Origin of the sequence: Pseudomonas mendocina (assembly GCF_003008615.1) — a bacterium.
Taxonomy (GTDB): Bacteria; Pseudomonadota; Gammaproteobacteria; order Pseudomonadales; family Pseudomonadaceae; genus Aquipseudomonas; species Aquipseudomonas mendocina_C.
The window spans coordinates 5,730,402-5,754,379 of the sequence record NZ_CP027657.1 but is presented as its reverse complement, the minus strand read 5'-3'; the positions used below and the strand labels follow the sequence as shown (position 1 = coordinate 5,754,379).

Genomic DNA, 23,978 nt, shown 5'->3' with positions numbered 1-23,978 from the left:
GTGGGGTGGTGATTGTGCTGTAGTTAGAGCTGCATGAATCAAAGGCCCGTTGCCGTGGGGGAGTCCCTGCGGTGCCGGGCCTTTTTCGTTTGTGCTTTCTGGCACCAGTGGTGCGCCTTTCCTTTTGTCGACTCCTTCGATCATGGCATTGACGCTGATCGTGTCAATGCAAATACTGTTTGTGCATACAGTGTATCGGGTGCTCAGAATTGGACAGTGTCACCATCCTCGGCCAGATCGAATCTGGTGGTACCGAGGTTCCTTACTTCCTCCCCAGTGTTCCGGCCGGCTTCCCAAGTCCGGCCCAGGATCATCTTGAGCAACGCATCTCTCTCGACGAACTGTTCGGCCTTCATCGCCCGCAGATCTATCTCGCGCGTGTCGGCGGCGACAGCCTGCAGGGGCTCGGCATCCTCGACAGCGACTTGGTTCTGATCGATAAGTCGGCCAAGGCCCGGCGGGGCGATGTGGTGATCGCGTGTGTGAACGGCGAACCGCTGCTCAAGATCCTGGGTGGCGACCAGCACCAAGTCATCCTGCTGTCGGCCAATCCCCAGTATCCGCCGCGCTACGTGCTCGAGGCTGAAGAGTTTCAGGTCTGGGGCGTCTACGTCGGTCTGTGCCGGCAGGGGCGCCACTGTGGCTGACCGCGTGTTCGCACTGATCGACTGCAACGCCTTCTACTGCAGCTGCGAGAGAGTGTTTCGGCCTGACCTGGCTCGGGTGCCCATCGTCGTCTTGTCGAACAACGACGGCTGTGTCGTGAGCAGAACGGCCGAGGCAAAGGCGCTGGGCATCAAGATGGGTGAGCCGTGGTTCCAGATCCGTAAGTCATTCGAAGCGGCCGGCGGCATGGCGTTCAGTTCGAACTATGCGCTTTATGGCGATATGAGCGAGCGGGTCATGACCGTCATAGAAGGCCTGGTGCCGGCGCTGGAGGTTTATAGCATCGACGAGGCCTTCGCCGAGCTGACTGGCGTGCTGGGTGACCTCGATGCACTGGGCCGGGATATCCGCGGCCAGGTGCTGGCGTGCACGGGTATCCCGACTGGCGTTGGCATTGGCCCGAGCAAGACGCTGGCGAAGCTGGCCAACTACGCGGCGAAGCGCTGGCAGAAGCAGACGGGCGGGGTGGTCGATATCCGCGATCCGGAGCGCCGCGCCAAGCTGCTGGCTGCCACGCCGGTCGGTGAAGTGTGGGGCGTTGGCCGCCGGCTGACTGCTCGCCTGAGTGACCTGAACATCAAGACCGCTGCCGACTTGGCTGCAGCTGATGCATGGACACTGCGCACGCAGTTCAGTGTGGTGCTGGAGAAGACGGCGCGCGAACTGCGCGGCATAACCTGCCTCGAGCTTGACGGGGAGGCGCCGCCGAAACAGGAGATCTGCTGCAGCCGGATGTTTGGCAAACGCCTGCACGAGCTGCCGCCGATCCGCGAGGCAGTGGCCACCTACGCTGCCAGGGCAGCCGAGAAGTTGCGGGCTCAGGGGTCAGTATGCAAGCGGGTGCGGGTGAGCATCCGCACCGGGATGTTCAATCCCGATGAGCCCAAGTTCGCCCGAGGGATTATGTGCGAACTACAGTACCCGAGCGACGACACGCGGCTGATCACCCAGGCGGCCTTGGCCGGGCTGGAGCAGGTCTACCGCCCCGGCTTCGCGTTCAGCAAGGCAGAGGTGCTGCTGCTCGATCTCTGCCAGCGCGGCGAGTACACCGATGACCTGTTCACGCCAAGCCAGCCAGAGGCCTCCCGCCAGGTAATGGCGGTGCTGGATGCTGTGAATGCGAAGTGGGGCAGAGGAACGCTTCGACCTGGCGTGGTGCCGCCGACGCCGGGCTGGGGGATGAAGCGCGAGTTGATGAGTCGGAGTTTTACGACACGCCTTGATCAGCTCTGGCGAATTTGAGTGGTACAAATTTGGTACGCATAGATTCTATGCGCGCTGTTGCCTTAGTGCTGCAAGGCCTGCCGATAGAATCTCACCAATCCATCATCGGTGCCACGGAGAAGCGGCGTGAGAGGGCGGCGGGACGGCTGGATTGCTGGGGCATGGGTGCGCTGCGATAGGCTGGTGAAAAACGGGCGCATATTCTAACAGCAAGGCCAAGTGGCTCCTGCCGCTTTTTGTCGCCTGCCAGCCTTGGCGGCAACCTCGTGGGTCGTCATTGGGCGACGTGGAGCATCGCTCCTGGCAATTTTTTGCGCTCGCCACGAGCTGTTCGGTGCTTTTGCGACCAAAGTGCTGATCGAACTCGACCCAAAGCAGCATTGTCGGACAGTGGTGCTGGAGGGAATCTAGGCGGCAAGCTGCCCCGAGAATAATCGATGTCTGATCAACCCGTTCTTGTCAGGCGCCTGAGCAATGGCGCCGAGATCCGTGTCCTGCAACAGCCCTGGGCGGAGCGGGTGGGGCTTTGCCTGCGAGTCGCAGTGGGCAGCCATGATGAGCCGCCTGCCTATCCGGGGTTGGCGCATTTTCTCGAACATCTGCTGTTTCTCGGTAGCCGTCACTATGCTGCCGAGCAGGGTTTGATGGCCTTCGTCCAGGGGCAGGGCGGTGTGGTCAATGCCTCCACTCAGGCGCGACATACCGATTTCGTTTTCGAGCTTGCGGCCGAACAGTTGCAACCAGCGTTGCTGCGGCTGCTGGATATGCTGCGTTGGCCGCTGTTGCAGGTCGAGGCTCAGGCGCGCGAGCGCGAGGTGCTGCAGGCCGAATATCAGGCGCGTAGCCAGGACGCCAGCTGCCGCATCGATCATGCCCTGAGTCAGGCTCTGGCCGCAGGGCATCGTTGCGCGGACTTTCTCGCCGGGGATCGAGCGAGCCTTCCGCTCGAGCAGACAGTATTCCAGCAGGCGCTGCGGGACTATCACCAAAACCATTATCTTGCCGGACGCATGCGCCTGACCCTGGTCGGGCCGCAGCCGGCGGAGCAATTGCTGGCCATTGCTGAAGAGCATCTCAGGCAAAGTCCTGGCTGTGACGATGAACCGGCCAATATGGCGCCAGCCGCTATGCTGCCGCTGCGCGCGCCCCGCTTGAGCCTGCAGCACAGCCGAGCTGGGTTGTACCTGGGCTGCGCCGTGCAGCTTCAGGCAGATGGCCTGGAGCAGGCGCTGGAGCTGTTGCTCGATGCGCTGCAGGATGCAGCACCCCGGGGCTTGCTCGCGGGGCTGCGTGAGCTGGGCTTGTGCCAGCAGTTGCTGGTGCGGGTGTTGTATTGCCATGCCGGGCAATGCCTTTTGCGTTTCGACTGTGGCGGGGCCGAGGTGACTCGGGGCACCGAATTGCGCACTGCCATTCAAGGCTGGTTGCAGTCTGTACAGGACGATCCGAACTGGGCGTCACGTTTGCGTGAGTGGCATCAGAGTGCTGCGCTGCGCCAGCTTGTGGCGAGCCCCCTGGCCCTGGCGCAGCATCTGCAAGCGCCGCAATGCGATGAGGCGTGCACGCTGCGAGCGCTCAAGAACCTGTTGGCGCAGATGACGGCTGATGACGGCTGGATCGAGTTGCAGTGCAGCGAACAGCCCCAGCCTGATTGGCCCGCGGGCGGCTTGAGCCTGCCATTGCGTGCGCTGCCGGCGTGTGAGCCTGTCGTCGTAGTTCACCGCGACTGGCGTTTGCCGCTGGGTGATGCGCTGTTGCAGGTGAAGGTGCCAGCCGTGGCCGTTCTGCCCGCTGTCCGGCTGCGTCATTACGCCAGCGTGAGTGCCGGTGACCCTGCGGCGCTGTACTGGCGCGGACGGTTGGACGGTGAGGGCGCTTGGGATGAACTCGAAGCCACCTTGCAGGCGCGGATTGGCGATATCCGTCAGCGTGGTGAGCGCTTGGGCATCGTCACCCAACTGAGCGTGCAGCGTGAGAGCTGGACGCTGGTGTTGCAGGGGGTGGCAAGGCTGCTGTCGGGCTTCAGTGCGCAGATCCTGCCATTGCTGCTGGCGCCCATCGGCCAGCGGGTCGAGCCGGCTTCTCAGGGGCTGCTACTAAGGGCGCTGCTGCAACGCCTGCCAGTGCTTTGCGAGGCCCCGGGCGAGCTGGAGTTGCAGGGAATGGGAGTCGGTTTTAGCGAGCGTGAGCAGGAGCAGCTTGCCCAGCTCTGCACGAGTGTCGAACCGCTGCTCGCCCTGCAGCCGGTGTCGGGTGACGGCGGCGGGCTCACCTGGTGTCAGGCCGCGCAGCCAGGTGGTGATGCGGCGCTATTGCTGTTCTGTCCGCTGCCTGCTGTCGATGCCTATACCGAGGCGGCCTGGCGTCTGCTTGGGCAGCTGTTGCAGGGCCGTTTCTACCAGCGGCTGCGTGGCGAGCTGCAGCTCGGCTACGCGCTGTTTGCCGGTTTTCGCCAGATGCAGGGCCAGCGTGGGCTGCTGTTCGCACTGCAGTCGCCGGTATGCGATGCGGCCGGCATCTTCGGCCATATCCGTGCATTTCTCGATGAGCAGCGCGAGTCACTCGCAACGCTGGATGACACGCTCTTGTCAGGTTGCCGCACGGCATTGCAGCAGGCGCTTCGTCCGCTGCAGGCGAACCTTCCGCGTGCCGAGCAGCTTTGGCAATTGCATCTGGCCGGATTACCCGAGGTGCATCCGCAACGGGTGCGAGAGGCGCTAACAGCGCTGGCGCCGAACGATCTGCTCAAGGCTCACGAGCAATTGCTGCGAGTGAGCGACTGGCGTGTGCTGGCCAGCGGAGCGCAGCCGCCCGCCTAGGCGCGCTTTCCCTTATCAGGATTTCGCTCTTGGTGCGTGCAGTGCGTCATGCGCTTGCAGTGAGTGCCGGGCTTTCTACGTCCAAGGGCTGCCCTGGTACTACGACCTTTCTCCCGCTACCGGTAGCAGGTCGGTCGCGAGTCGCCAGAAGCAGACCGACACCTCCACGCCAAAGCAGCAGGCAATCGCTGCCAAGGCAGTGTATGGCCAGCCTGGCCTGCTTTCGATAATCGCCTCCGACACGACTGCCCTGGTGGTCGCCACTCAAGCGGAGAGCGTTATGAACAACAACAAGATCGCCATCACTCGATTTCTGCCCCTCACTCTGGCTGCCGCCGTCGCACTGGTGACCGCTCAGCAGGCTGCTGCCGAGATCGTCCTGTACGACAAGGACGACACCACTTTCTCCACCGACGGCTATATCAACGCCTTCTACGTCAACAGCGACGTGGATCGTGATGGCGAGCAGTTCGACCGTCGTCAGTCGCGGGTGAAGATGGGCTTTCTGCCCAACTGGATCGGTTTCAACTTCGGCAAGCAGATCGATGGTCTCAAGCTGACCGGTCGCTCGTCCTTCTGGGTCACCATCAACGACAGCGAAACCAACGGCACCGACACTGCCATCGACGTTCGTCAGTTCTACGGCACCGTCTCCAGCCCGGAGTGGGGCGAGGTGCTGGTGGGTAAGGACTTCGGTCTGTTCTCGCGCTCCAACATCTTCCTCGACGAGTTGCTGGCCGGTTACGGCAACGTCTCCGATACCCTCGGCCTGGTCGACGGCACCGGCGTGTCGTTCGGCAACATCGGCACTGGCTACCCGTATCCGTTCCCGACTTCGCAGATTACCTATCGCAACAACAACCTGGCCGAAGGCTTGCGTGTCGCGGTCGGCATCATGGATCCGGTCGACACCAACGATGACAGCGCCACCGGCAAGGCCTATCAGGAAAACCCGCGCTTCGAATCCGAGGTCAGCTACCAGTTCGATCTGGGTGGCTCGACCATCTACACCTGGGTCAACGGCGCCTACCAGACCTCCGAGAACACCGACGACACCGTCGACAAGGTCACCTCCAAGGGTCTTGGCTATGGCGTGCAGGCCAAATTCGGTGGTCTGTCGCTGACCGGCTCGGGCTTCCAGGCCAAGGGCATCAACCCGTTCTTCACCAACAACCTGGGCGAGCCGACCCTGCGTGACATCGACAGCGACGGCTACCTGCTGCAGGGCTCCTACACCTGGGGCAAGAACCACGTGGCGCTGTCCTACGGCAAGACCGAGGACGACGGCAACGGCCTGGGTGTGGCAGCTGACTACGAGACCCGCGGCATCGCCTACTTCCGCACCATCAACGACAACCTCAAGTTGGTCGCCGAGTACAACCAGTACCAGATCGATGCCGCCGCAGGCAGTGGTCTGAACGAGGACACTGACACCTTCGCTGTAGGTGCGGTGCTCAGCTGGTAAGCCATCGGCTTGTAGACGACGGGAGGCCTATGGCCTCCCGTTCTTTTCGAGCCTGTTCACGATCTGCTGCGCGTCGGCGCTACTGCGTTAAACACAAGCTCGGAATACTCATTTACAGCACGTAAATTCCGTTTCCTCGCTTGTGTTTGCCTTGTATCGCTCTAGCTCGCCAGATCGTGAACGGGCTCTCAGGGATCGAAAGAAGAGAACCATCATGATTGGAATCTGGAGCCTTCACGCTCAAACCTACCTGCTGGTGTTGGCGATCAGCACCACGCTGGTATTCGCACTGCCTATCTTCCTGTTTCCGCTGACCTGGGCGCGCCTGATGCGCTGGCGTATCCCGCAGGACATCGACCTGGCTGTCTACTTCGGTCGCTGCCTGGGGGCCTTCATCCTCATCGTCGAGGCGCTGATGTTGCGGGCGGCGCTGACCGGCGAAGCGCTGCACACCACCTTCGAAGTCCTGGCTGCCGTGGCCCTGCTGATGGTGCTGGTGCATGTGCACGGCGCGATCATGCGCATCCAGCCGTGGACGGAAACCCTGGAGATCGGTTTCTACGCCGGGATGTTCGTGCTCACCCTGATGTTCTGGCCTGTGCCTTGAGGGCTGTGGTGCGCACGGCGCACCCTACACAGGCATGGCGGCGCGCGTCGTACGCCCGGTAGGGTGCGCCATGCGCACCAGTGCCCCCGGTTCGTGAGGACGAACGGGGTGTACGAAAGTCCCCTTCGGCACCAGATACCTTGTTCTCGATTGCCCTTGGCGCCTGGCGTACTGCTTCGCGAGTACGCCCTACGGATCTACTACCCAGTACTCAAGTAGCATGGGGCGGCCATCGCCAGCTTCGTAAAATTTCCCCCTGATCACTAGGTGTATGGGGCGTGTTATGGCCTTGGAACAGTCGGAGGGCGTGCTCAGCGCCGTATCCAACACAAAGGATGTCGAGCTGGCCGCCCAGGAACTGGCACGCCAGCTGATCCACCCTTATCTCGGCTTCGTCCTGTTCTTCTGCTCAGCCGAATACGACCTCGACGGCCTTGGCCAGGCGCTGGAGCAGCATTTCGGCGGGGTGAGCCTGGTTGGTTGTACCAGTGCCGGGGAAATCACCCCGCAAGGCTACGGCCGTGGTTGTGTGGTGGCGCTGGGTTTCGACCTGCGCTGCTTCTCCATCGCCAGCGTGCTGATCGACGAGATGGAGCGCTTCAACCTGCTCGATGCACAGCATCTGGTCGATGGTCTGGTGAAGGATTGCCGCAGCAACGAGCTGGCTTCGATCAAGGGCCACAGCTTCGCCCTGACCCTGCTCGATGGTCTTTCCAGCCGTGAAGAACTGGTGCTCGGCGCGCTCAGCGCGGCGTTGGGCAGCATTCCGCACTTCGGCGGCTCGGCCGGCGATGACAACCATCTGACCCATACCCACGTCTACCACGGCGGGTGCTTTCATAGCGGTGCGGCGGTGGTGGTGCTGTTCAATACCTGGCTGGAGTTCGAGGTGTTCAGCTCTCATCACATCGAGCCCAGTGGCGAGAAGCTGGTGGTCACGCGCGCCGACAGCTCCAGCCGGCGAGTCTATGAGCTCAACGCTGCACCAGCGGCGCAGGAATACGCTGATCTGATCGGCGTACCGCTGGATGCGCTGGATCTCCGGGCGTTCGCTGCCTATCCACTGGCCGTACGCATCAGCGATCACTACTACGTGCGCTCGATCCAGCAGGTGCATGACGACCTCAGTCTGACCTTCTACTGCGCGGTGGAGAACGGCATCGTCCTCACCGCGATGCGCCCCGGCCCCTTGCTGCCCAACCTGCAGCAACTGTTCGCCGGGCTGGAGCAGCGCCTCGGGCCGCTGCTGCTGACCATCGGCTGCGATTGCTTCCTGCGTCGCCTGGAAATCGAGAACGACGGCGGCGTCGAGCCGGTCGCCTCACTGCTGCGCCAGCAGCGGGTGATCGGCTTCAACACCTACGGAGAGCAGTTCAATGGCATGCACATCAACCAGACCTTCACCGGCGTCGCCATTGGTCGCCCCACTGGCCGCAGCGAGCGCTGAACTGCAGGCGCGTTGCGAGGCGCTGGAGCGCGAGAACGACCGCCTCAAGCGTATCAATGCCGCATTGATCGAACGGGTGGAGTCGATCCATTCACGCGGCGACGACGCCTACGCGGCCTTCCAGCATTCGGTGGTGCTCTCCGAGCAGGTGCGTGAGCGCACCGATGCCTTGAACCAGGCGATGGCCGAGCTGAAGTCGAGCAACCAGTTGCTCAGCGATGCGCGGCTGCGTGCCGAGACTGCCCACCATCATCTGATCGACGCCATCGAAAGCATTTCCGATGCCTTCGTGCTGTTCGACGACCGCCAGCGCATCGTGCTGTTCAACAGCCGCTTCAAGGCGCTGCTGGCCCGCAGTCGCGCACGCATCGGCACTGGCGCACGGTTGGAGGAAATCCGCCGGCTGACCCGCAGCAGCGGCCTGGTACTGGAGGAGCAGCGCGGCAAGGAGGGCGAGCCGAGCCTGCTGCGTTTGCAGGATGGGCGCTGGGTGCAGGTGAGCGAGCGCCCGACCCGCGAAGGTGGCCTGGTGATCCTCTACACCGACATCACCGAGGTGAAGCAGAGCGAGGCGTTACGTCGCGAACAGGCGCTGGCGCAGAAGTCGCGCCTGCTGCAGCGCGCGGTCGACAATCTGTCTCAGGGCATGGCCATGGTCAACGCCGAGGGCGCGCTGGAGCTGTGGAACCACCGCTTTCTCGAACTCTGCGGGCTGGCGCCGATCAACGCCCATCGGCCGTTCGCTGAGGTGATGGCCGAAAGCGAACTCGAACCACTGACGCCAGACAGCCGCGACATCGGCGGCAAACCCCTGCGCCAGGTCGAAGTGCGGCTGTTCGACGGGCGCATGCTGGAGGTACGTACCCATCCGTTGCCCACCGGCGGCTTCGTCAACACCTTCACCGACATCACCGAGCGCCATCGCCAGGCACAGGCGTTAAGTGACAGCGAGCGTTGGGTACGCCTGATCACCGACCACGTGCCGGCGCTGATCGCCTACCTGTCGGCCGACCTGGTCTACGAATTCACCAACAAGGTCTACGAAGAATGGTACTGCTGGCCGCGCGGCGCGATGCTCGGGCAGAGCCTGCGCGAGGTGCACAGCGAAGAGCATTGCCAGCGCCTGGAGCCTTACGTCGAACTGGCGTTGTCCGGCGAGAGCGTCACCTTCGAGTTCGCCGAGACCAACCACAGCGGCCAGGAGCGCTACATGCTGCGCTCCTACGTGCCCAACCGTCAGGCCAGTGGCGAGGTGGTGGGCATCTTCGTGCTGATCCGCGACATCACCGAGCGCCGCCGCACTGCCGAGGCGCTGCACCAGGCCTATCACCATCTGGAGCAACGCGTACGTGAACGCACAGCCGAGCTGACCACGGTCAACGACCAGCTGCGCCGCGAGATTGACGAACGCACGCAGATGGAGTCGCGCCTGCGCGAGGCCAAGGGCGAGGCGGAGCAGGCCAACCTGTCCAAGACCAAGTTTCTCGCAGCGGTCAGCCACGATCTGCTGCAGCCACTGAATGCTGCGCGGCTGTTCACCAGTGCGCTGCTGGAAAAGAACGACCTGACCGGCTGTGCGCCACTGGTGCGCAACGTCAGCAACTCGCTGGATGACGTGGAAAGCTTGCTTGGTACGCTGGTCGATATCTCCAAGCTCGATGCCGGGGTGATCAAGCCCGATATCGCGCCGTTCGCCGTCAGCGAGCTGCTGGAGAACCTGGCAGCGGAATATCACCAGATCGCCCGCAGCGAGGGGCTGCGCCTGGATTACCTGCCAAGCTCTGCGCTGGTGCGCAGCGACGTGCAACTGCTGGCGCGGATTCTGCGCAACTTCCTCAGCAACGCCATTCGCTATACCGCCAGCGGGCGCATCCTGCTCGGCTGTCGGCGGCGCGGCAACAGCCTGTCCATCGAGGTCTGGGATACCGGGATTGGTATTCCCACGGACAAGCTCAGCGAGATCTTCCAGGAGTTCAAACGCGGCGATACGGTGCAGCGCAAACAGGATCGTGGCCTCGGTCTGGGCCTGGCGATCGTCGACAAGATCGCGGGGATGCTCGGCCACCGCATTCGCGTAGCCTCGCAGCAGGGCAGGGGCTCGATGTTTGCCGTGGAAGTGCCGCTGACTCGCCGCGCGCCGCGTGCACGCGCGGTACAGGACAGCCCGGATCAACTGCTCGAACGCCTCAGCGGTGCGCGGGTATGGGTGCTGGATAACGACGCGGCGATCTGCGCCGGCATGCGCACCCTGCTCGAGGGCTGGGGGTGCCGGGTGGTCACGGCGCTGTCCGAGGAAGACCTGGCGCGCCAGGTAGACAACTACCACGCCGAGGCGGATCTGCTGATCGCCGACTACCACCTCGACGACGAGCGCAACGGCGTCGATGCGGTGGCGCAGATCAACGCCCGGCGCAGTTCGCCGTTACCGGCGTTGATGATCACCGCCAACTACAGCAACGAACTCAAGCAGCAGATGCGCGAGCTGGGCCACAGCCTGCTGCACAAGCCGGTGCGGCCGATGAAGCTCAAGGCGGCGATGAGTCACCTGATGGAGCGTGGGGCAGGGGCTTGAGAGTGTCGTGAACCCCGGTGCGCACGGCGCACCGAAGCTAGCCCGTAGCCCGGATGCAATCCGGGAGCGATCATGCGGTTATGCCCCGGATTGCATCCGGGCTACGGTTCGCCTTGGCGAGGAACTGTAGGGATTTCGCTTTTTACCTCCACCGCCGCGGTGGATTGGTAAAGCGTGATCCACCTTGCGACGCGGACAAGCTGTCAATCATCCGCGATCAGGCGTTTGCCCAGGCTGACCGAGGCGTCGACCTTGTAGCCAAGCCGCTCGTAGAAGGCCAATGCCGCGGCATTGGTATCGCGTACCTGCAGGCTGAGCTTGGGGCAACCCATGGCCAGCAACTGCTCTTCGATGTAGGTCATCAGCTGACGGGCCAGGCCCTGCTGGCGTTGCTCGGGGCAGACCGCCAGGTAGTTGACCCAGCCGCGATGCCCTTCGTAGCCGGCCATGGCCGAGGCTACCAGCTTACCGTCGATCTCGCCCACCAGAAACAGCTCGGGCTGCACCGTCAGCTTGCGCTGGATGTCCTTGTGCGGATCGTTCCACGGGCGGGTCAGGTCGCAGCGTTGCCAGAGATCGACGACGGCGGCTTCGTCAGCGAGCCGGAAAGGGCGGATGTGCATGGTGGGCTCCAATCGGTGAGGCCGCCGTTTTAGCACGGGTTGATGACGGGAGTCAGGACAAACTCGTCCGTCACTCCCGCGAAGGCGGGAGCCCAGTTGCACCTCGGTCTCTGGCTTCCCGCCTGCGCGGGAATGACGGCCAACCTATCGGCGTCAGCGCCGCAGGTAGGACGCGAAATCGATATCGCCGGCCGAGAGAATGGCCTGCACGCGGTTGTGCACGTTGAGCTTGCGCAGGATGGCCGAGACGTGGGCTTTGACCGTGGTTTCGGCGATATCCAGGCTGTAGGCGATCTGCTTGTTCGACTCGCCTTTGGTCATGCGTTCGAGCACCAGCAGTTGCTTGCGCGTCAGTGCCTGTAGCAGCTCTGGCGGGATGCTGTGGTTGTCGTGATGGGGTCGCGAGTTGCTGCTCTTCTGCGAACGGATGATGTCCGGCGGCAGGTAGACGTTGCCGTCGAGAATTTGCGCAATGGCGTCGGTCATCTGCGCCCGTGGCGAGGATTTGGTGATGAAACCCACTGCGCCGTAGGTGATGGCCTGCAGCACGATCTGCTTGTCCTGCTCGGCCGAGACGATCACCACCGGAATGGTCGGCGCCTCGTTGCGCAGGTTCATCAACCCGCCCAGGCCGTGCATGCCGGGCATGTTCAGGTCGAGCAGGATCAGATCCAGGTCGTCGTGGCTCTGGGTCAGCTCCAGGGCGCTGTCCAGGTCGGCGGTTTCCATGATCTCGCTGCCGGGAAAACCGTCGGCGATGACGTTATGGATGGCTTCACGAAACAGCGGATGGTCGTCGGCAATCAGAATCTTGTACATGGCCTTGCACCTCGTTGTTGTGATTATGGGGTGGCGGTGGGCTTGAGGAAAGCGGCAGGCAATTCGGCTGGTTGCGCGGGCGCCATCGGCAGGCCGGCCTGTTCCCAGGAGTCGATACCATCACGATACCAATACAGCTGGCGGTATCCCATGGCATGGGCGCGGCGCGCGGCGTTCCAGCTTGGCCAGCAGTCGGGGCGGCAATAGAAAACGAAAGGCTTGTCCAGGTCGCCTTTACTGGCCTGGTTCAGGTAGTGGGTGAAGTAGCGCAGCCACAGCGCTTCCAGGTTGCCGCTGCCGGTGTTGGGTAGCCACAGACTGCCGGGGATGTTGGCGTGTGGCTCTTCTTCGATGAAGCGATCATGGCGCCACAGCTGACGATAGACATCGATCAGTTGAAGATCGGAGCGTTCGTCGAGCAGCTTTTGCAGGGCGGGAGTATCGAGAACCTGGACACCTTCAAGCGTTGACGGTGTCGGGCTGCGGTACTGGCTGCTGCGGTAGCCTTCGGCATCGAACAGCTCTTCGGAGTGCACGACGCAGACCAGCAGCAGGGAGGCGAGCATCAAGCCTGCTTGCACGGGCAGACGGTACTTCATGGCAAGGTCTCTACTTATTGTTGTGGCGGTATTACAGGCCATGGTCGCAAGCTTGGGAATTCTACGTTGGAGAGGAAAACCAGTACCAAAGTAGTAGATGGGCGGCTGAGACGTTCGTAGGGCGGGTGCAACCCGCCGTCGCGCTATTGGCGGGTTGCACCCGCCCTACGGATTTGGGCTGAATTCGGCTGCGGACGCAGAGCCATTCCCACGTGGAGCGAGAGCAACGATCAAGTGCATTGCTGGTTTCAGCCCGCTTTGCGCAGCGCCGCATGTTGCGGATTGAAGCTGGCTACGGCGAGCAGCGTCAGCAGCATGGTGAGGCCGGCGCAGATCAGCAGCGCCTCGATATGCAGGCGCAGGTACAGAGCATTGCGCACCAGCTCCACGGCATGGGTGAAGGGGTTGAACGCACACAGCCAGTACAGCCACTCGCTGGACTCGCGCATCTTCCACAGTGGGTACAGCGCCGACGACAGGAAGAACATCGGGAAGATGACGAAATTCATCACCCCGGCGAAGTTTTCCAGTTGGCGAATGCCGTTGGACAGCAGCAAGCCCAGCGCGCTGAGCAGCAGCGCCACCAGCAGCAGCGCCGGTAGCGCCGCGAGCAGGCCCCAGGCCGGCGGTTGCACGCCATACACCCAGGCGATGGCGAGGAAGGCGTAGACCTGCAGCAGCGAGATAAGCGCCGTGGCCAGCAGCTTGGCCACCAGCAGGAAGGCGCGCGGCAGGGGGCTGGTGAGCAGCACGCGCATGCTGCCCATCTCGCGGTCGTAGACCATCGACAGCGAGCCCTGCATGCCGTTGAACAGCAGGATCATGCAGGCCAGGCCCGGCACGATATAGGTGTCGTAGGTGATGTAGGTGTCGTACGGCTCGATGATGGCGATGCCCAGCGCGGCGCGAAAGCCGGCGGCGAACACCAGCAACCACAGCAGCGGGCGCACCAGGGCGCTGAGAAAACGCGAGCGCTGCAGCACGAAGCGCAGCCATTCGCGCAGGACGATGCCGCGCAGGCATTCCCAGTAGGCGGTCATGGCTGCGGCTCCGTTGTGGAATCTGTGGGGGTGGCCGGGCGGCGTTCCGCTTTAGCCGCGAGCTCTTCGATATGGTGGATCTCGCGGCTGAAGCCCCTCCCACCACTGGGCCGCAGCGCCTCGCGCACATGGCCACGGCCCAGCGCCTCGTCGCCGGTCAGGCGGGCGAAGCTGATGGCCAGGTCGTCACCGAGCTGGCTGGCCTTGCCCCAGGCCACGCGCTCGCCACGATGCAGAATCAGCAGGTCGTCGCTGGACTCGACCTCGTCCAGCAGGTGGGTCGTCCACAGCACGCACAGGCCCTGCTCGCGGCACAGATTGCGCACGTGCCGGCCGAGCGCCAGACGGCTGGCCGGATCGAGCCCGGCGCTGGCTTCATCGAGCAGTAGCAGGCGTGGCTGGTGGAGCAGGGCGCGGGCGATCTCCACGCGGCGACGATGGCCACCATTGAGTGTGCGCACCTTGTCGTGACGGCGCTCAGCGAGATCCTGACGCATCAGTTCCTCTTCAATGCGCGCCTGCGCCTCGCGGCGAGGCATGCCGTGCAGTGACGCGTGGTAGGCGAGGTTCTGCTGCACCGACAGGTCGAGATCCAGCGTGCTTTGCTGGAATACCACGCCGAGCTGGCGCAGTGCCTGGCGTGGCTCATCGCGCAGGCTGTGGCCGAAGATACGGATGTCACCCTGCTGCAGGTCGTACAGGCGCGTGAGCAGGGCGATCAGGGTGGATTTGCCCGCGCCGTTGGGGCCGAGCAGGGCGCCGAAGCGCCCCGGCGCCAGTTCGAAGGCCAGGTCGCTGAGCGCCTGGCGCGCGCCATAGGCGAATCCGACGCCACTCACTTCCAGCGCATTCATGGCGTCACCACCACGCCCCAAGGGTAGCGGCCGACCTTGATCGACTTGGTCACCTTGAGTGAATCGACATCGATCACCGACACGTCGCCACTGACGCCGTTGGTGGTCAGCAGGCGCTTCTGATCCGGGGTGAACGCCATATGCCAGACGCGCCGGCCGACCAGCAGGTAGTCGAGAATCTCAAAAGTCTTGGCATCCACCACTGCCACATGGTTGGCCGGGCCGAGGGCGACGAAGGCGTACTTGCCGTCATCGGTGAGCTTGACCCCCACCGGCTGCACCTTGTCCGGGTGCACGCCCTTGATGGCGAACTTCAGCACCTTGAGCACCTGGCGCGAGTCCACGTCCAGCACCGTCACCGTGCCGCCGATCTCGGCCGAGGCCCACAGGCGCTTGCCGTCCTTGTCGAACTCGACGTGGCGCGGGCGCTGGTCGACCAGGGTGTTGTCCACCAGTTGATTGGTACGGGTGTCGATCCAGTGCAGCATGTTGGTGGTCTCGCTGGTGTTGACCGCCCACTTGCCGTCCGGGCTGACCGCCATGCCTTCCGGTTCCACGCCGACTTCGATCTGCGCCAGCACCTCGTCGCTCTGGGTATCGACCACCGTGACCAAGGCATCGTCCTCGTTGGAGATGTACAGCCAGTGGTCGTTGGGGTGCAGGGCGAACTGCTCGGGGTCGGCGCCGGAGGGCAGCTCCTTGATGATCTTGCGCGTGGCCAGATCCATCACCTGCACGCGATCCGAGTCGCTGGCGCAGATGTACAAGAGCTTGTTGTCGGAAGACAGCAGCAACCCGCGCGGGCGCATGCCGACGTCGAGGGTAGCGGTGACTTCCAGGCTGTCGAGGTCGATGACACTGATGCTGTCATCCTTCTCGTTGGACACGTAGGCGGTGGCGGCAAGGGCCGAGTGGCAGGTCAGGCCGAAGGCGACGGCGCAGGCGAGACGGGTCAGGCGCATGGGGTTGATCCTCTTGTTGTAGTTGTTGGCAGCCGGTGCTTTTGTGGGAGGCGCTTCAGCGGCGACTGTCGCGGCTAAAGCCCCTCCTACGGGGACATACCCGCCAGATCGCAGCTCACCTCAGGCCGGTCATAGCCGAGGCTGTCCATTTCGTTGCTCGGATGGAGAAAACCGTCCTGTGGTGAGGTGCTGACCAGCGCGCGCGGGTGCACCAGTTCGATGGGTTGGCGCAGTTCGCCGTTCCACGGGCGGAAGCTCAGCTTGCGGCCCTTGAAACCATCTAGTGGCAAGTCTGCGGACAGCGCCAGAGCGCGAATGACCTGCGGCTCGGCGGCGCGTAACTTGGTTACAGCGGCGGCGACGCTGCGTACGGCCATCCAGGCGGCGAAGTCGCGGTCGTTCATCCAGCGTCCGGCCAATGCTTCGAAGCGTTTCTGCAATTGTGCGGCGCCGAAGGTTTCCACCGTCTTGTGCCAGGCGGTCGGGGTCAGGCCCTGGGTGCCGGCGACTGGGCGCGGGTACCAGGTGTTGTAGGGCAGGTACTCGCCGAAGTCGCCGCGCTCGTCGGCCACCAGCACCACGTCGTACTCGGCGGTCTGGGTGAACAGCGGCATTTCCGCCTGGGCGCTGCGGCGCTGGTCGTTGTCGAAGCTCCACGGTTTCTCGGCGACGATCTTGTGGCCGAAGCGTTTGGCGGCGCGCTTGAGCGCATCGGCGTAGGCGATGTCATCCTCGGTGCTGCCGCTTACCAGCAGCCAGCGCGTCCATTTGCGCACGGCGAGAAACTGCGCCAGGGCGTCGGTCAGCATCGCGCGGCTGGGCAGGGTGTGCAGCACGTTGCCCAGGCATTGCGCACGACGCAGTTCGTCGTCGGCACTGCCGGCATTGAACAGCAGGCTGTCTGGCAGCTTTGCACTGAGCTGGCGCAGGGTAGCGGCGGGGGCGTTGATCACGAACAGGCGGATGCCGGCCTGGTGTTGTTGTTCGGCGGCGGCGAGCAACTCGGTTGCGTCCTCGCTTTCTGCGCTTTGCAGTTCGAACTGTTGCTTGAGGAAGCGCCCGGTGCTGTTGCTGTCGATGATCGCCAACTCGGCGCCACGGCGGCCGGCGTCCAGCGGTTCGGGGATGACGTTGGACAGCAGCGGGCCCTGTGGTGGCAGGTGCGCCAGGTAGCCGATGCGCACCTGCAGTTCATCTGCTACCGCACTCGTCGCCAGGCCGAGCGCGGCAGTGAGGCAGAACAACAGATGGCAACCGATCCGGTGCATGGGGCGACTCCTGCAGAGGGTGCCGCCAGCATAGAAAGCGTTGCCGGGTCGGGAAATATGCCCAAGGTAGCGCCGGACATGTACGAAGGTAGTAGTCCCTCGAGCGGCAATGGCCTGCACGGCGCAGGCTGGAGTTGGGAAATATGCCCAAAGTACCAGCCGCTCAGTACCAAGGTAGTAACCCGGCGCGGGGCTTTGCTTCTTAGCATGGCGGCATGTCCCCCATAACAAGAACAGGTGAACGCCATGCGAATTTTCAAGGCCCTTATGCTGCCACTGCTACTGATCATCAGCCTGCTCGGCGTTGACCAGCTTCACGCCGCTGGCGACATGACCCGCCGTCCGGTAGCGCTGCCTGATCTGGTGCTGGGTAACGACGACAGCGACTACTTCATGTCGCAGAACGAGTACCAACTGGAAACCGGCCAGGCCTACCAGCTCAAGATTATCGCCAGCGGGCAGAAGGAGTACGCCTTCCAGGCGCCGGAGTTCGCGACCTCCATCTACCTGCGCAAGGTCGAGGCGGGTGGGGTGGAGATCAAGGCGGTCACCCTGACCGAACTGGAGTTCGAGGAAGCCGGTGAGGCGGAGATCTTCTTCCTGCCGGTCAAGCCGGGTAAGTTCCGTTTCTATGCCAAGGGCCTGGAAGGAAAGGGCATGCTTGGCCATTTTGTTGTCAAGTAGATGACCACCCTCGGCCGTATCAACCTCGGCGTCAGCCTGCTGTTCGGTCTGGTGACCCTGGCCGGGCTGGTGCTGCTGTTGCGCCAGGCCAGCCATGATGTGCAGCGCGAACTGCAGGCCGCCGAAGCCGTGGTCGAATACCTCGGCGAAGTGGCGCGCAGCAACCCCGATAGCCTGCGCCCGGAGCTGACCGAGAACCTGCGGCATATCCGCGTGAGTTGGCTGCGCCCGGGTGAAGAGCCCGAGCAGCAAACCGAAAGCGTCATCGAGCACTGGATCGCCGAACGCCTGCTGGGCTCGGCCTTGCTGGTGGCCGATGCCTGGCCGCTGGACGATGGCCGCGAGCTGCGCATCGCCCTAGATCCCTACGACGAGATCGAGGAAATCTACGACTCGTTGCTGCAACTGCTGCTGCTCAGCGCCTTCGCCCTGATCCTCAGCCTGCTGACCATCCGCTTTGCCGTGCGTCGCGCCAGTCGTGTGCTGGACGAACTGCTCACCGGCCTGCGCGAAGTCGGTGCCGGCCACTTCGATACGCGCCTGCATGACCACGGCCTGGCCGAGGCCAAGCACCTGGCGGCGCACTTCAACGACATGGCCATCACCCTGCAGCAGGTGCAGGCGGACAACGCCGAGCTGACCCAGTCGCTGCTGGAGCTGCAGGAGCGCGAGCGCACGCGCCTCGGCCAGACCCTACATGACGACCTGGGCCAGTACCTCAGCGGCATTCGTGCCCAGGCCTGCCTGCTCAAGGTGATCGCCGACCGGCCGCAGCAGGTGCAGGACACCGCGCGCCTGCTGGACGACAACTGCGAGCGCCTGCAACAGGGCTTCCGCAGCCTGATCCGCGATCTGTATCCGGTAGTGCTGGAGCGCCTGGAGCTCGGCCCGGCGCTGCAGCAACTGGCCGCCAACTGGCAGCAGGCGCAAGGCATTCGCTGCCGCCTGCAACTGGGCGAACAACTGCCGAGCCTGCCGCTGGCGAGCAAGGCCCATCTCTATCGCCTGGTGCAGGAGGCGCTGACCAACGTCGCCCGTCATGCCGATGCCAGCGAAGTGCGTATTCGTCTGCAACGCCGTGGTCAGAGCCTGCGGTTGTTGGTGCGCGATAACGGCCAGGGCACCGCGCTGCCGCTGCGTCCCGGCATTGGCCTGCGCTCGATGCGCGAACGCAGCCGCAGCCTCGGTGGCGAACTGCGCCTGCACAGCCGCCCGCAAGCCGGTTGGGCGTTGTGTCTGAACATTCCTCTGGAGGCAACGCGATGAAGGTTCTACTGGTAGATGACCACGCCGTGGTGCGTCAGGGCTACGCCAGCCTGCTGCGCGCCCTGTTGCCCGAGGTGCAATTGCGCGAGGCTTGTGATGGCGAACAGGCTCTGCAGCGAGTGCAGGAAGAGATTCCCAACCTGGTGATCATGGATATCGGCCTACCCGGCATCAGCGGTCTGGAAACCACCCGCCGTTTGCGCCAGCGCCTGCCGCAACTACGCGTGTTGTTCTTCAGCATGCACGACGAACTGCCCCTGGTACGCCAGGCACTGGACGCCGGCGCCATTGGCTACCTGACCAAGAACTCCTCACCGGAAGTGCTGGTGGAGGCGGTCAAACGTACCGCCGCCGGCCACGCCTATATCGAACAGCAACTGGCCACCCAACTGGCCTGCAACCCCGCCAGCAGCGACGGTCTCGATCCGCGCCTGCGCGAGCTGACCCAGCGCGAGTTCGAAATCTTCGTCATGCTCGCCCGCGGCCTGCCACCCCGGCAGATCGCCGAGAAGCTGTGCATCAGCGCCAAGACCCTGTCCAACTACCAGACCCTGGTGAAGAACAAACTGCAGATCAGCTCGCAGGCGGAGCTGGTGCATTTGGCGATTGATAGTGGGGTGGTAAGGGTGGGGTTGGAAAGCGCCTGAGCAGGGCGATGTATGTTGTCGCTGTGCATAAGCGGGAAGGCTGACCCTGTTGCTGCTAGCCTTATGTGCTCACACAGATTGGGCTTTCGCTGGCAAAGCGTTGTTCGTAAGCGAAAATAGGAGGTCAAGCGAATATATTTGCCTGCTTGGGATGCCTTGCAACCTATTGATTTTATATTGGTTACTTGTTGTTCTTGGTGGTGGGTGTGAGGAGTTATACCGCCTTCTCTGCTATTGGATTAGCATGGCCGGCGAACTAATCACTGTTAGGCATCATTAGATAGAGAGGGAGTTCCTATGAATCAGCAAATTATTGAGCGCGCGATCCGAGAAAAATCTGTAGTCGAATTTAACTACGGCGGACACCCTCGTAAGGTAGAGCCTCATGTAGTCGGTATGAGCGGAGGTACTCTCCAGTTTCTTGGGTACCAAATAGGTGGCTCCAGCAGTTCTGGAGGAGCCCTGCCCGAGTGGCGTCGTTTTGAGTTAAATCGAATCACTGGCCTACGTATCACTACTCAAAAATTTCCAGGCCGTCGCCCCTTTCCTTCCGGTAGACACAGTTCTTGGGATCGGCAAATCCTTGTTGTTGAAGCCTAATAAAATGTTCAAATCGTTCGCTCCGCTCGCTGGGACGGGCTAAATCCGCACCTTAACCAAACCCTTGAATAAAAAGAATGATGATTGTTAGCAGCCACGCTGGAGCGCAAATCTTGGCCCAATTTCTAGATGGCCAAGTGAAACATCTTATAGAGAACGTAAGCGCGATCAATCACAGCAACAAGCCACGCGTCGCACGCCTCTACGCTATCTACTCCGCAATCATTGAAGACGCCATATCAATAAGGCTACTGTGTGAAAACGCCCGAACTAACCAAGCCTATATTGTATCGAGAGCCCTTCTCGAACGACTGACTAATTTCTGCTTCCTTCAACTGTGCACAGACGCGGAATTTTCAGACTACGTTGACTACTCACTCAACAAGGCCGGGCGCAGCTTAGATAGATCTATTGAAGCTGGCGGTCAGGTTAAGGCTCGTATTGCGCTCAACGGTGGGGAGTTTGAGCTTCCTCCAGAAATTAGTGCTGCCATCGCAAAATTTACAAGTGAGCGAGGAAGAGAGAAAACACGCTGGACAAATGTTTCTCTACCAGACAGAGCAGCGGTCATTGAAGCGAAGCTAGGCAATACCGGTTTGTTCATGAGCCTGCTGACAATCTATGCAGACGCATCGGAGGCACTGCATGGAACCCTTTATGGCGCGGTGTTTCATCTTGGTGCCTATGAGACATCGCCGCCACACGACCAAGCAAGCCTGGATCAACATCGCTACCGAACGCTTTCCGCTTTGTACTTGATGGCTGGCGGCAGCATAGACACACTGTTTTCCCTTCTGGCATCGCTCGGCGAGAGTCCTTTCGATGCAGTTGCTCAAGCATCAAAACGTGCGTTCAGGGAAGCAGCGATTGCATCAGGCCTTGCAGTAGCAAAGGAGAAGTAAGGTGCCTCCACTACCAAAGCTTTATATCGCCGGCCTAACCCGGCGCTCAACCGGATCTGCGCGAGAAGCCGCGCAGCAAGTAGCCTGGACATCTCTCCGTCAACGGTGGATGAAAAAGCGTCATCCACCCTACGCTGTGACGGGATTTGTAGGGTGGACAACGAGAAGCTTGTCCACCATGCCCATAGCTCGGGTGTCGAGGGTGGAAAAGCTTGGCCGCTTCCACCCTCATCGCCTCATTCGCCGCCTTCCCGCACCACCCGCCAAACCGTATTCGCCAGATCATCCGCCACAATCAGTGCGCCGCGCGGATCGACCGTCACGCCCACCGGGCGGCCGCGGGTCTTGCCGTCTTCATCGCGAAAGCCGGTGACGAAGTCGATGGGGTCGCCTGAAGGGCGGCCGTTTTCGAAGGGCACGAAGATCACCTTGTAGCCCACCGGGTTCTTGCGGTTCCAACTGCCGTGCTCGCCGACGAATACGCCGTCGGCATACTGCTCACCCATCACCTCGCTGGAGAAATCCAGGCCCAGTGCTGCGACGTGGGCGCCGAGGGCGTAGTCCGGGGCGATGGCGCTGGCGACCTTGTCCGGATCCTGCGGTTTCACCCGTGGGTCGACGTGCTGACCGAAGTAGCTGTAGGGCCAGCCGTAGAAGCCGCCTTCCTGCACCGAGGTGAGGTAGTCGGGCACCAGATTCTCGCCCAGTTCGTCACGTTCATTGACCACTGCCCACAAGGTGCCGGTGCCTGGTTGGATGGCCAGCGCGGTGGGGTTGCGCAGGCCGGTGGCGTAAGGCTTGTAGGCGCCGGTTTCGGCGTCCACCTGCCAGACCAGGGCGCGGTCGACTTCGGCCTCCATGCCGCGCTCGGTGATATTGCTGTTGGAGCCGATGCCGACGTACAGGTAGCGGCCGTCTTCGCTGATGGTCAGTGCCTTGGTCCAGTGATGGTTGATCGCCGAGGGCAGGTCGGCGACCTTGCTCGGCGGGCCGCTGGCTTCGGTCTGGCCTTCTTCGTAGTCGAAGCGCACCAGTTCGTCCTGGTTGGCCACGTACAGGTTGCCTTCGTGCAACGCCAGGCCGTAGGGCGCGTTGAGATTTTCGGCGAACACCGTCTGCAGCTCGTAGGTGCCGTCGCCATCGGCATCGCGTAGCAGGGTCAGGCGGTTGCCGCTTGCCACCGTTGTGTTGCCGCGAGCCTTGATCACTCCGGCGATCACGTCCTTGGGCTTGAGCTTGGCCGCGTTGCCGCCACGGCCTTCGGCGACGAGGATGTCGCCGTTGGGCAGCACCAGGGTTTGCCGGGGAATCTTCAGGTCGGTGGCGATGGCGCTGACGCTGAAGCCTTCGGGCACGGTGGGCCGTTGATCGCCCCAGGGCGTCGGCTCGGCAATGGTCATGCTTGGCAGGATGCCGCGTTCGGGCTCGGGCAAGTCCGGCTGGGCGCCGTAGAACTGCTGGTTGCTGCCGGGCTCTTCGCCGCAGGCGGTCAGCAACAGGATCAGGGGCAGGGCGGTCAGTGCGATGGCGGTTTTCATCGGGCATCTCCTGTGCGTGGCTGGGCGAGGCCGACCCAGGTGGCGGCAACGGCCAGCAGGGTGACGATCACCGACAGGGCCAGGCCCATGGGCATGGCGGCCCAGGCGTCCTTGGCGTGTTCCAGCGCATTGATGAAACCCAGTACCCAGGTGACCAGAAGCAGCAGGAAGTAGGTAAGCGGACGCGGGGTGCCGCGATTTCGGAACAGCCCGACGAGGGCGAACAGCAGCGCCAGGCCGGCGAACACCAGTGCGCCGGCGATCAGCCAGGAGGCGAAGTTGCTCCACTGGATCTGGTAGCTGCGGTAGTAGGCGATGTCGCTGAGCAGTGCGCCGAGAAACAACGGCACCTGGCCGCACAGCAGGGTGGCGTGCAGGGGACTGAGAATATTGGGGTAGGCGAGTGGCGTTGCGGTGGTCACGGCAGATCCCTCTTGGGTCGTTGATGGACGGCTGCTCACGGGGAGCGGCCTCGATCCGACTGTTCCTAAAAAGGGATTGCCCGGTGGGCCAAGGGTTCAGGTTGTTTTACGTCGAGGCGGGATAGCGAGCGAGGTAGGTGTGATGTTCAGTCGCGTAGGCCGTAGGAGCGGATTCATCCGCGAAGCCATGGTGAGCATCGCGGCTGAAGCCGCTCCTACAGGAGGGGGCTCAGTCCCAGCCTTTTGGGCATTGCACGCAGCCGGGCATGTTGGCGTCCTGGAAGTTGCCGAAGCGGGTGCGGGCACCGGTGAGGTTGGCGTTCTCCAGGTTGGAGCCGCCGAGCTTCACTTCCTGCAGGTTGGCATCTTCCAGATGCGCGCCCTTGAGGTCGGCCTTGCTCAGCCAGGTCATTTCCAGGTTGGAGGCTTGCAGTTGGACGTTGTGCAGCTTGGCACCGGAAAGGCGAGCGAACTCCAGATTGGCGGCGCGCATGTCGGCACCTTCGAATTCGGCAGCCTGGGCGAACAGCCCCCAGCCGCTGATGGCCACCAGGCTGGCGCCGGAGAGGTCGGCCAGGCGCAGGTTGCTTTGTTGCAGGCTGGCGCGGGTGAGGTTGGCGCCACGCAGCTTGGCTTTTTCCAGGTTGGCCAGGTCAAGGTTGACGTGGCGCAGGTCGGCGCCGGAAAGGTCGGCACCGGAGAGATCCATGCGGCGCATATCCAGGTTGCGCAGGTCGGCGCCACGCAGGTTGGCGTTGGGGCATTTGCTGTCGGGTTCGATACGGCAGCCGTTGATCTGCGGCACGCCGTCGTTCGGGGTTTCGGCGCCAATGGCGTGGCTGCCGAGTACCAGCAGCACGACCGGAATCAGCAGGGGTAGATAGTTCATGGCGAGTCCTCGGTGTGATTACCTGATTCGCTTCGCGGCTTAAGCCGCTCCCACGGGAAGGCGAT

21 protein-coding genes are annotated in these 23,978 nt (G+C 62.8%); 11 read left to right on the top strand and 10 right to left on the bottom strand.

The window, feature by feature from the left end; all coding sequences use genetic code 11:
* Positions 1-209: 209 nt before the first annotated feature.
* From C7A17_RS26535 to nahK, 7 genes are all read left to right on the top strand, one after another.
* Positions 210-647 carry a LexA family protein gene (locus C7A17_RS26535; RefSeq protein WP_106742567.1) on the top strand — a complete coding sequence of 146 codons (438 nt, stop codon included), beginning with the start codon at positions 210-212 and terminating at the stop codon, positions 645-647.
* The gene (gene umuC / locus C7A17_RS26530; protein ID WP_106742565.1) at positions 640-1,908 is read left to right on the top strand and encodes a translesion error-prone DNA polymerase V subunit UmuC; all 1,269 of its coding nucleotides are present in this window, start codon (positions 640-642) and stop codon (positions 1,906-1,908) included. The genes C7A17_RS26535 and umuC overlap by 8 nt, the downstream gene beginning before the upstream one ends.
* Before the next feature lie 419 nt (positions 1,909-2,327).
* Positions 2,328-4,709, top strand: a complete 2,382-nt coding sequence (gene pqqF, locus C7A17_RS26525) for a pyrroloquinoline quinone biosynthesis protein PqqF (RefSeq protein ID WP_106742563.1) — start codon at positions 2,328-2,330, stop codon at positions 4,707-4,709.
* 280 nt (positions 4,710-4,989) lie between these two features.
* Entirely contained in the window at positions 4,990-6,174 is a 1,185-nt protein-coding gene (locus C7A17_RS26520) for a porin (protein ID WP_106742560.1), read from the top strand.
* Between the two features lie 214 nt (positions 6,175-6,388).
* Positions 6,389-6,781, top strand: a complete 393-nt coding sequence (locus tag C7A17_RS26515) for a hypothetical protein (RefSeq protein WP_106742558.1) — start codon at positions 6,389-6,391, stop codon at positions 6,779-6,781.
* 283 nt (positions 6,782-7,064) lie between these two features.
* On the top strand, positions 7,065-8,228 hold the full coding sequence (nosP, locus tag C7A17_RS26510; RefSeq protein ID WP_106742555.1) for a nitric oxide-sensing protein NosP: 1,164 nt from the start codon (positions 7,065-7,067) through the stop codon (positions 8,226-8,228).
* A complete protein-coding gene (gene nahK, locus C7A17_RS26505; protein WP_106742553.1) occupies positions 8,158-10,800 on the top strand; it encodes a hybrid sensor histidine kinase/response regulator NahK/ErcS' in 2,643 nt (880 codons plus the stop codon). Before nosP ends, nahK begins: the two co-directional genes overlap by 71 nt.
* 203 nt (positions 10,801-11,003) lie before the next feature.
* Here nahK and C7A17_RS26500 read toward each other — a convergent pair whose 3' ends face one another.
* From C7A17_RS26500 to C7A17_RS26470, 7 genes are all read right to left on the bottom strand, one after another.
* Positions 11,004-11,423: a GNAT family acetyltransferase gene (locus C7A17_RS26500; RefSeq protein ID WP_106742551.1), complete on the bottom strand. Its 420-nt coding sequence runs from the start codon at positions 11,421-11,423 to the stop codon at positions 11,004-11,006.
* A gap of 153 nt (positions 11,424-11,576) precedes the next feature.
* A complete protein-coding gene (locus C7A17_RS26495; protein ID WP_106742548.1) occupies positions 11,577-12,242 on the bottom strand; it encodes a response regulator transcription factor in 666 nt (221 codons plus the stop codon).
* Positions 12,243-12,265: 23 nt separating this feature from the next.
* A complete protein-coding gene (locus C7A17_RS26490; protein WP_106742545.1) occupies positions 12,266-12,841 on the bottom strand; it encodes a PQQ-dependent catabolism-associated CXXCW motif protein in 576 nt (191 codons plus the stop codon).
* Positions 12,842-13,089: 248 nt separating this feature from the next.
* Positions 13,090-13,881: an ABC transporter permease gene (locus C7A17_RS26485; RefSeq protein WP_106742543.1), complete on the bottom strand. Its 792-nt coding sequence runs from the start codon at positions 13,879-13,881 to the stop codon at positions 13,090-13,092.
* Entirely contained in the window at positions 13,878-14,735 is an 858-nt protein-coding gene (locus tag C7A17_RS26480; protein WP_106742540.1) for an ABC transporter ATP-binding protein, read from the bottom strand. Before C7A17_RS26480 ends, C7A17_RS26485 begins: the two co-directional genes overlap by 4 nt.
* Positions 14,732-15,697: a YVTN family beta-propeller repeat protein gene (locus tag C7A17_RS26475; protein ID WP_106742538.1), complete on the bottom strand. Its 966-nt coding sequence runs from the start codon at positions 15,695-15,697 to the stop codon at positions 14,732-14,734. The genes C7A17_RS26480 and C7A17_RS26475 overlap by 4 nt, the downstream gene beginning before the upstream one ends.
* An 86-nt stretch (positions 15,698-15,783) precedes the next feature.
* Positions 15,784-16,965 (bottom strand): ABC transporter substrate-binding protein, encoded by a 1,182-nt coding sequence (locus C7A17_RS26470; protein WP_106742535.1) that lies wholly within the window; start codon positions 16,963-16,965, stop codon positions 15,784-15,786.
* A 246-nt stretch (positions 16,966-17,211) separates the two neighbouring features.
* Between C7A17_RS26470 and C7A17_RS26465 the strand changes: the two genes are divergently transcribed.
* From C7A17_RS26465 to C7A17_RS26445, 4 genes are all read left to right on the top strand, one after another.
* Positions 17,212-17,649 carry a cupredoxin domain-containing protein gene (locus C7A17_RS26465; protein WP_106742532.1) on the top strand — a complete coding sequence of 146 codons (438 nt, stop codon included), beginning with the start codon at positions 17,212-17,214 and terminating at the stop codon, positions 17,647-17,649.
* A complete protein-coding gene (locus tag C7A17_RS26460; protein ID WP_106742529.1) occupies positions 17,650-18,915 on the top strand; it encodes a HAMP domain-containing sensor histidine kinase in 1,266 nt (421 codons plus the stop codon).
* On the top strand, positions 18,912-19,562 hold the full coding sequence (locus tag C7A17_RS26455) for a response regulator transcription factor (RefSeq protein ID WP_084341927.1): 651 nt from the start codon (positions 18,912-18,914) through the stop codon (positions 19,560-19,562). The genes C7A17_RS26460 and C7A17_RS26455 overlap by 4 nt, the downstream gene beginning before the upstream one ends.
* A gap of 713 nt (positions 19,563-20,275) precedes the next feature.
* On the top strand, positions 20,276-21,064 hold the full coding sequence (locus tag C7A17_RS26445) for a DUF5677 domain-containing protein (RefSeq protein ID WP_158704718.1): 789 nt from the start codon (positions 20,276-20,278) through the stop codon (positions 21,062-21,064).
* Between the two features lie 236 nt (positions 21,065-21,300).
* Here C7A17_RS26445 and C7A17_RS26440 read toward each other — a convergent pair whose 3' ends face one another.
* From C7A17_RS26440 to C7A17_RS26430, 3 genes are all read right to left on the bottom strand, one after another.
* A complete protein-coding gene (locus C7A17_RS26440) occupies positions 21,301-22,602 on the bottom strand; it encodes a PQQ-dependent sugar dehydrogenase (protein WP_106742521.1) in 1,302 nt (433 codons plus the stop codon).
* Entirely contained in the window at positions 22,599-23,024 is a 426-nt protein-coding gene (locus C7A17_RS26435; protein ID WP_106742518.1) for a DUF2231 domain-containing protein, read from the bottom strand. Before C7A17_RS26435 ends, C7A17_RS26440 begins: the two co-directional genes overlap by 4 nt.
* A gap of 229 nt (positions 23,025-23,253) precedes the next feature.
* Complete coding sequence (locus tag C7A17_RS26430) at positions 23,254-23,913, bottom strand: pentapeptide repeat-containing protein (protein WP_106742516.1); 660 nt, start codon at positions 23,911-23,913, stop codon at positions 23,254-23,256.
* Positions 23,914-23,978 lie beyond the last annotated feature (65 nt).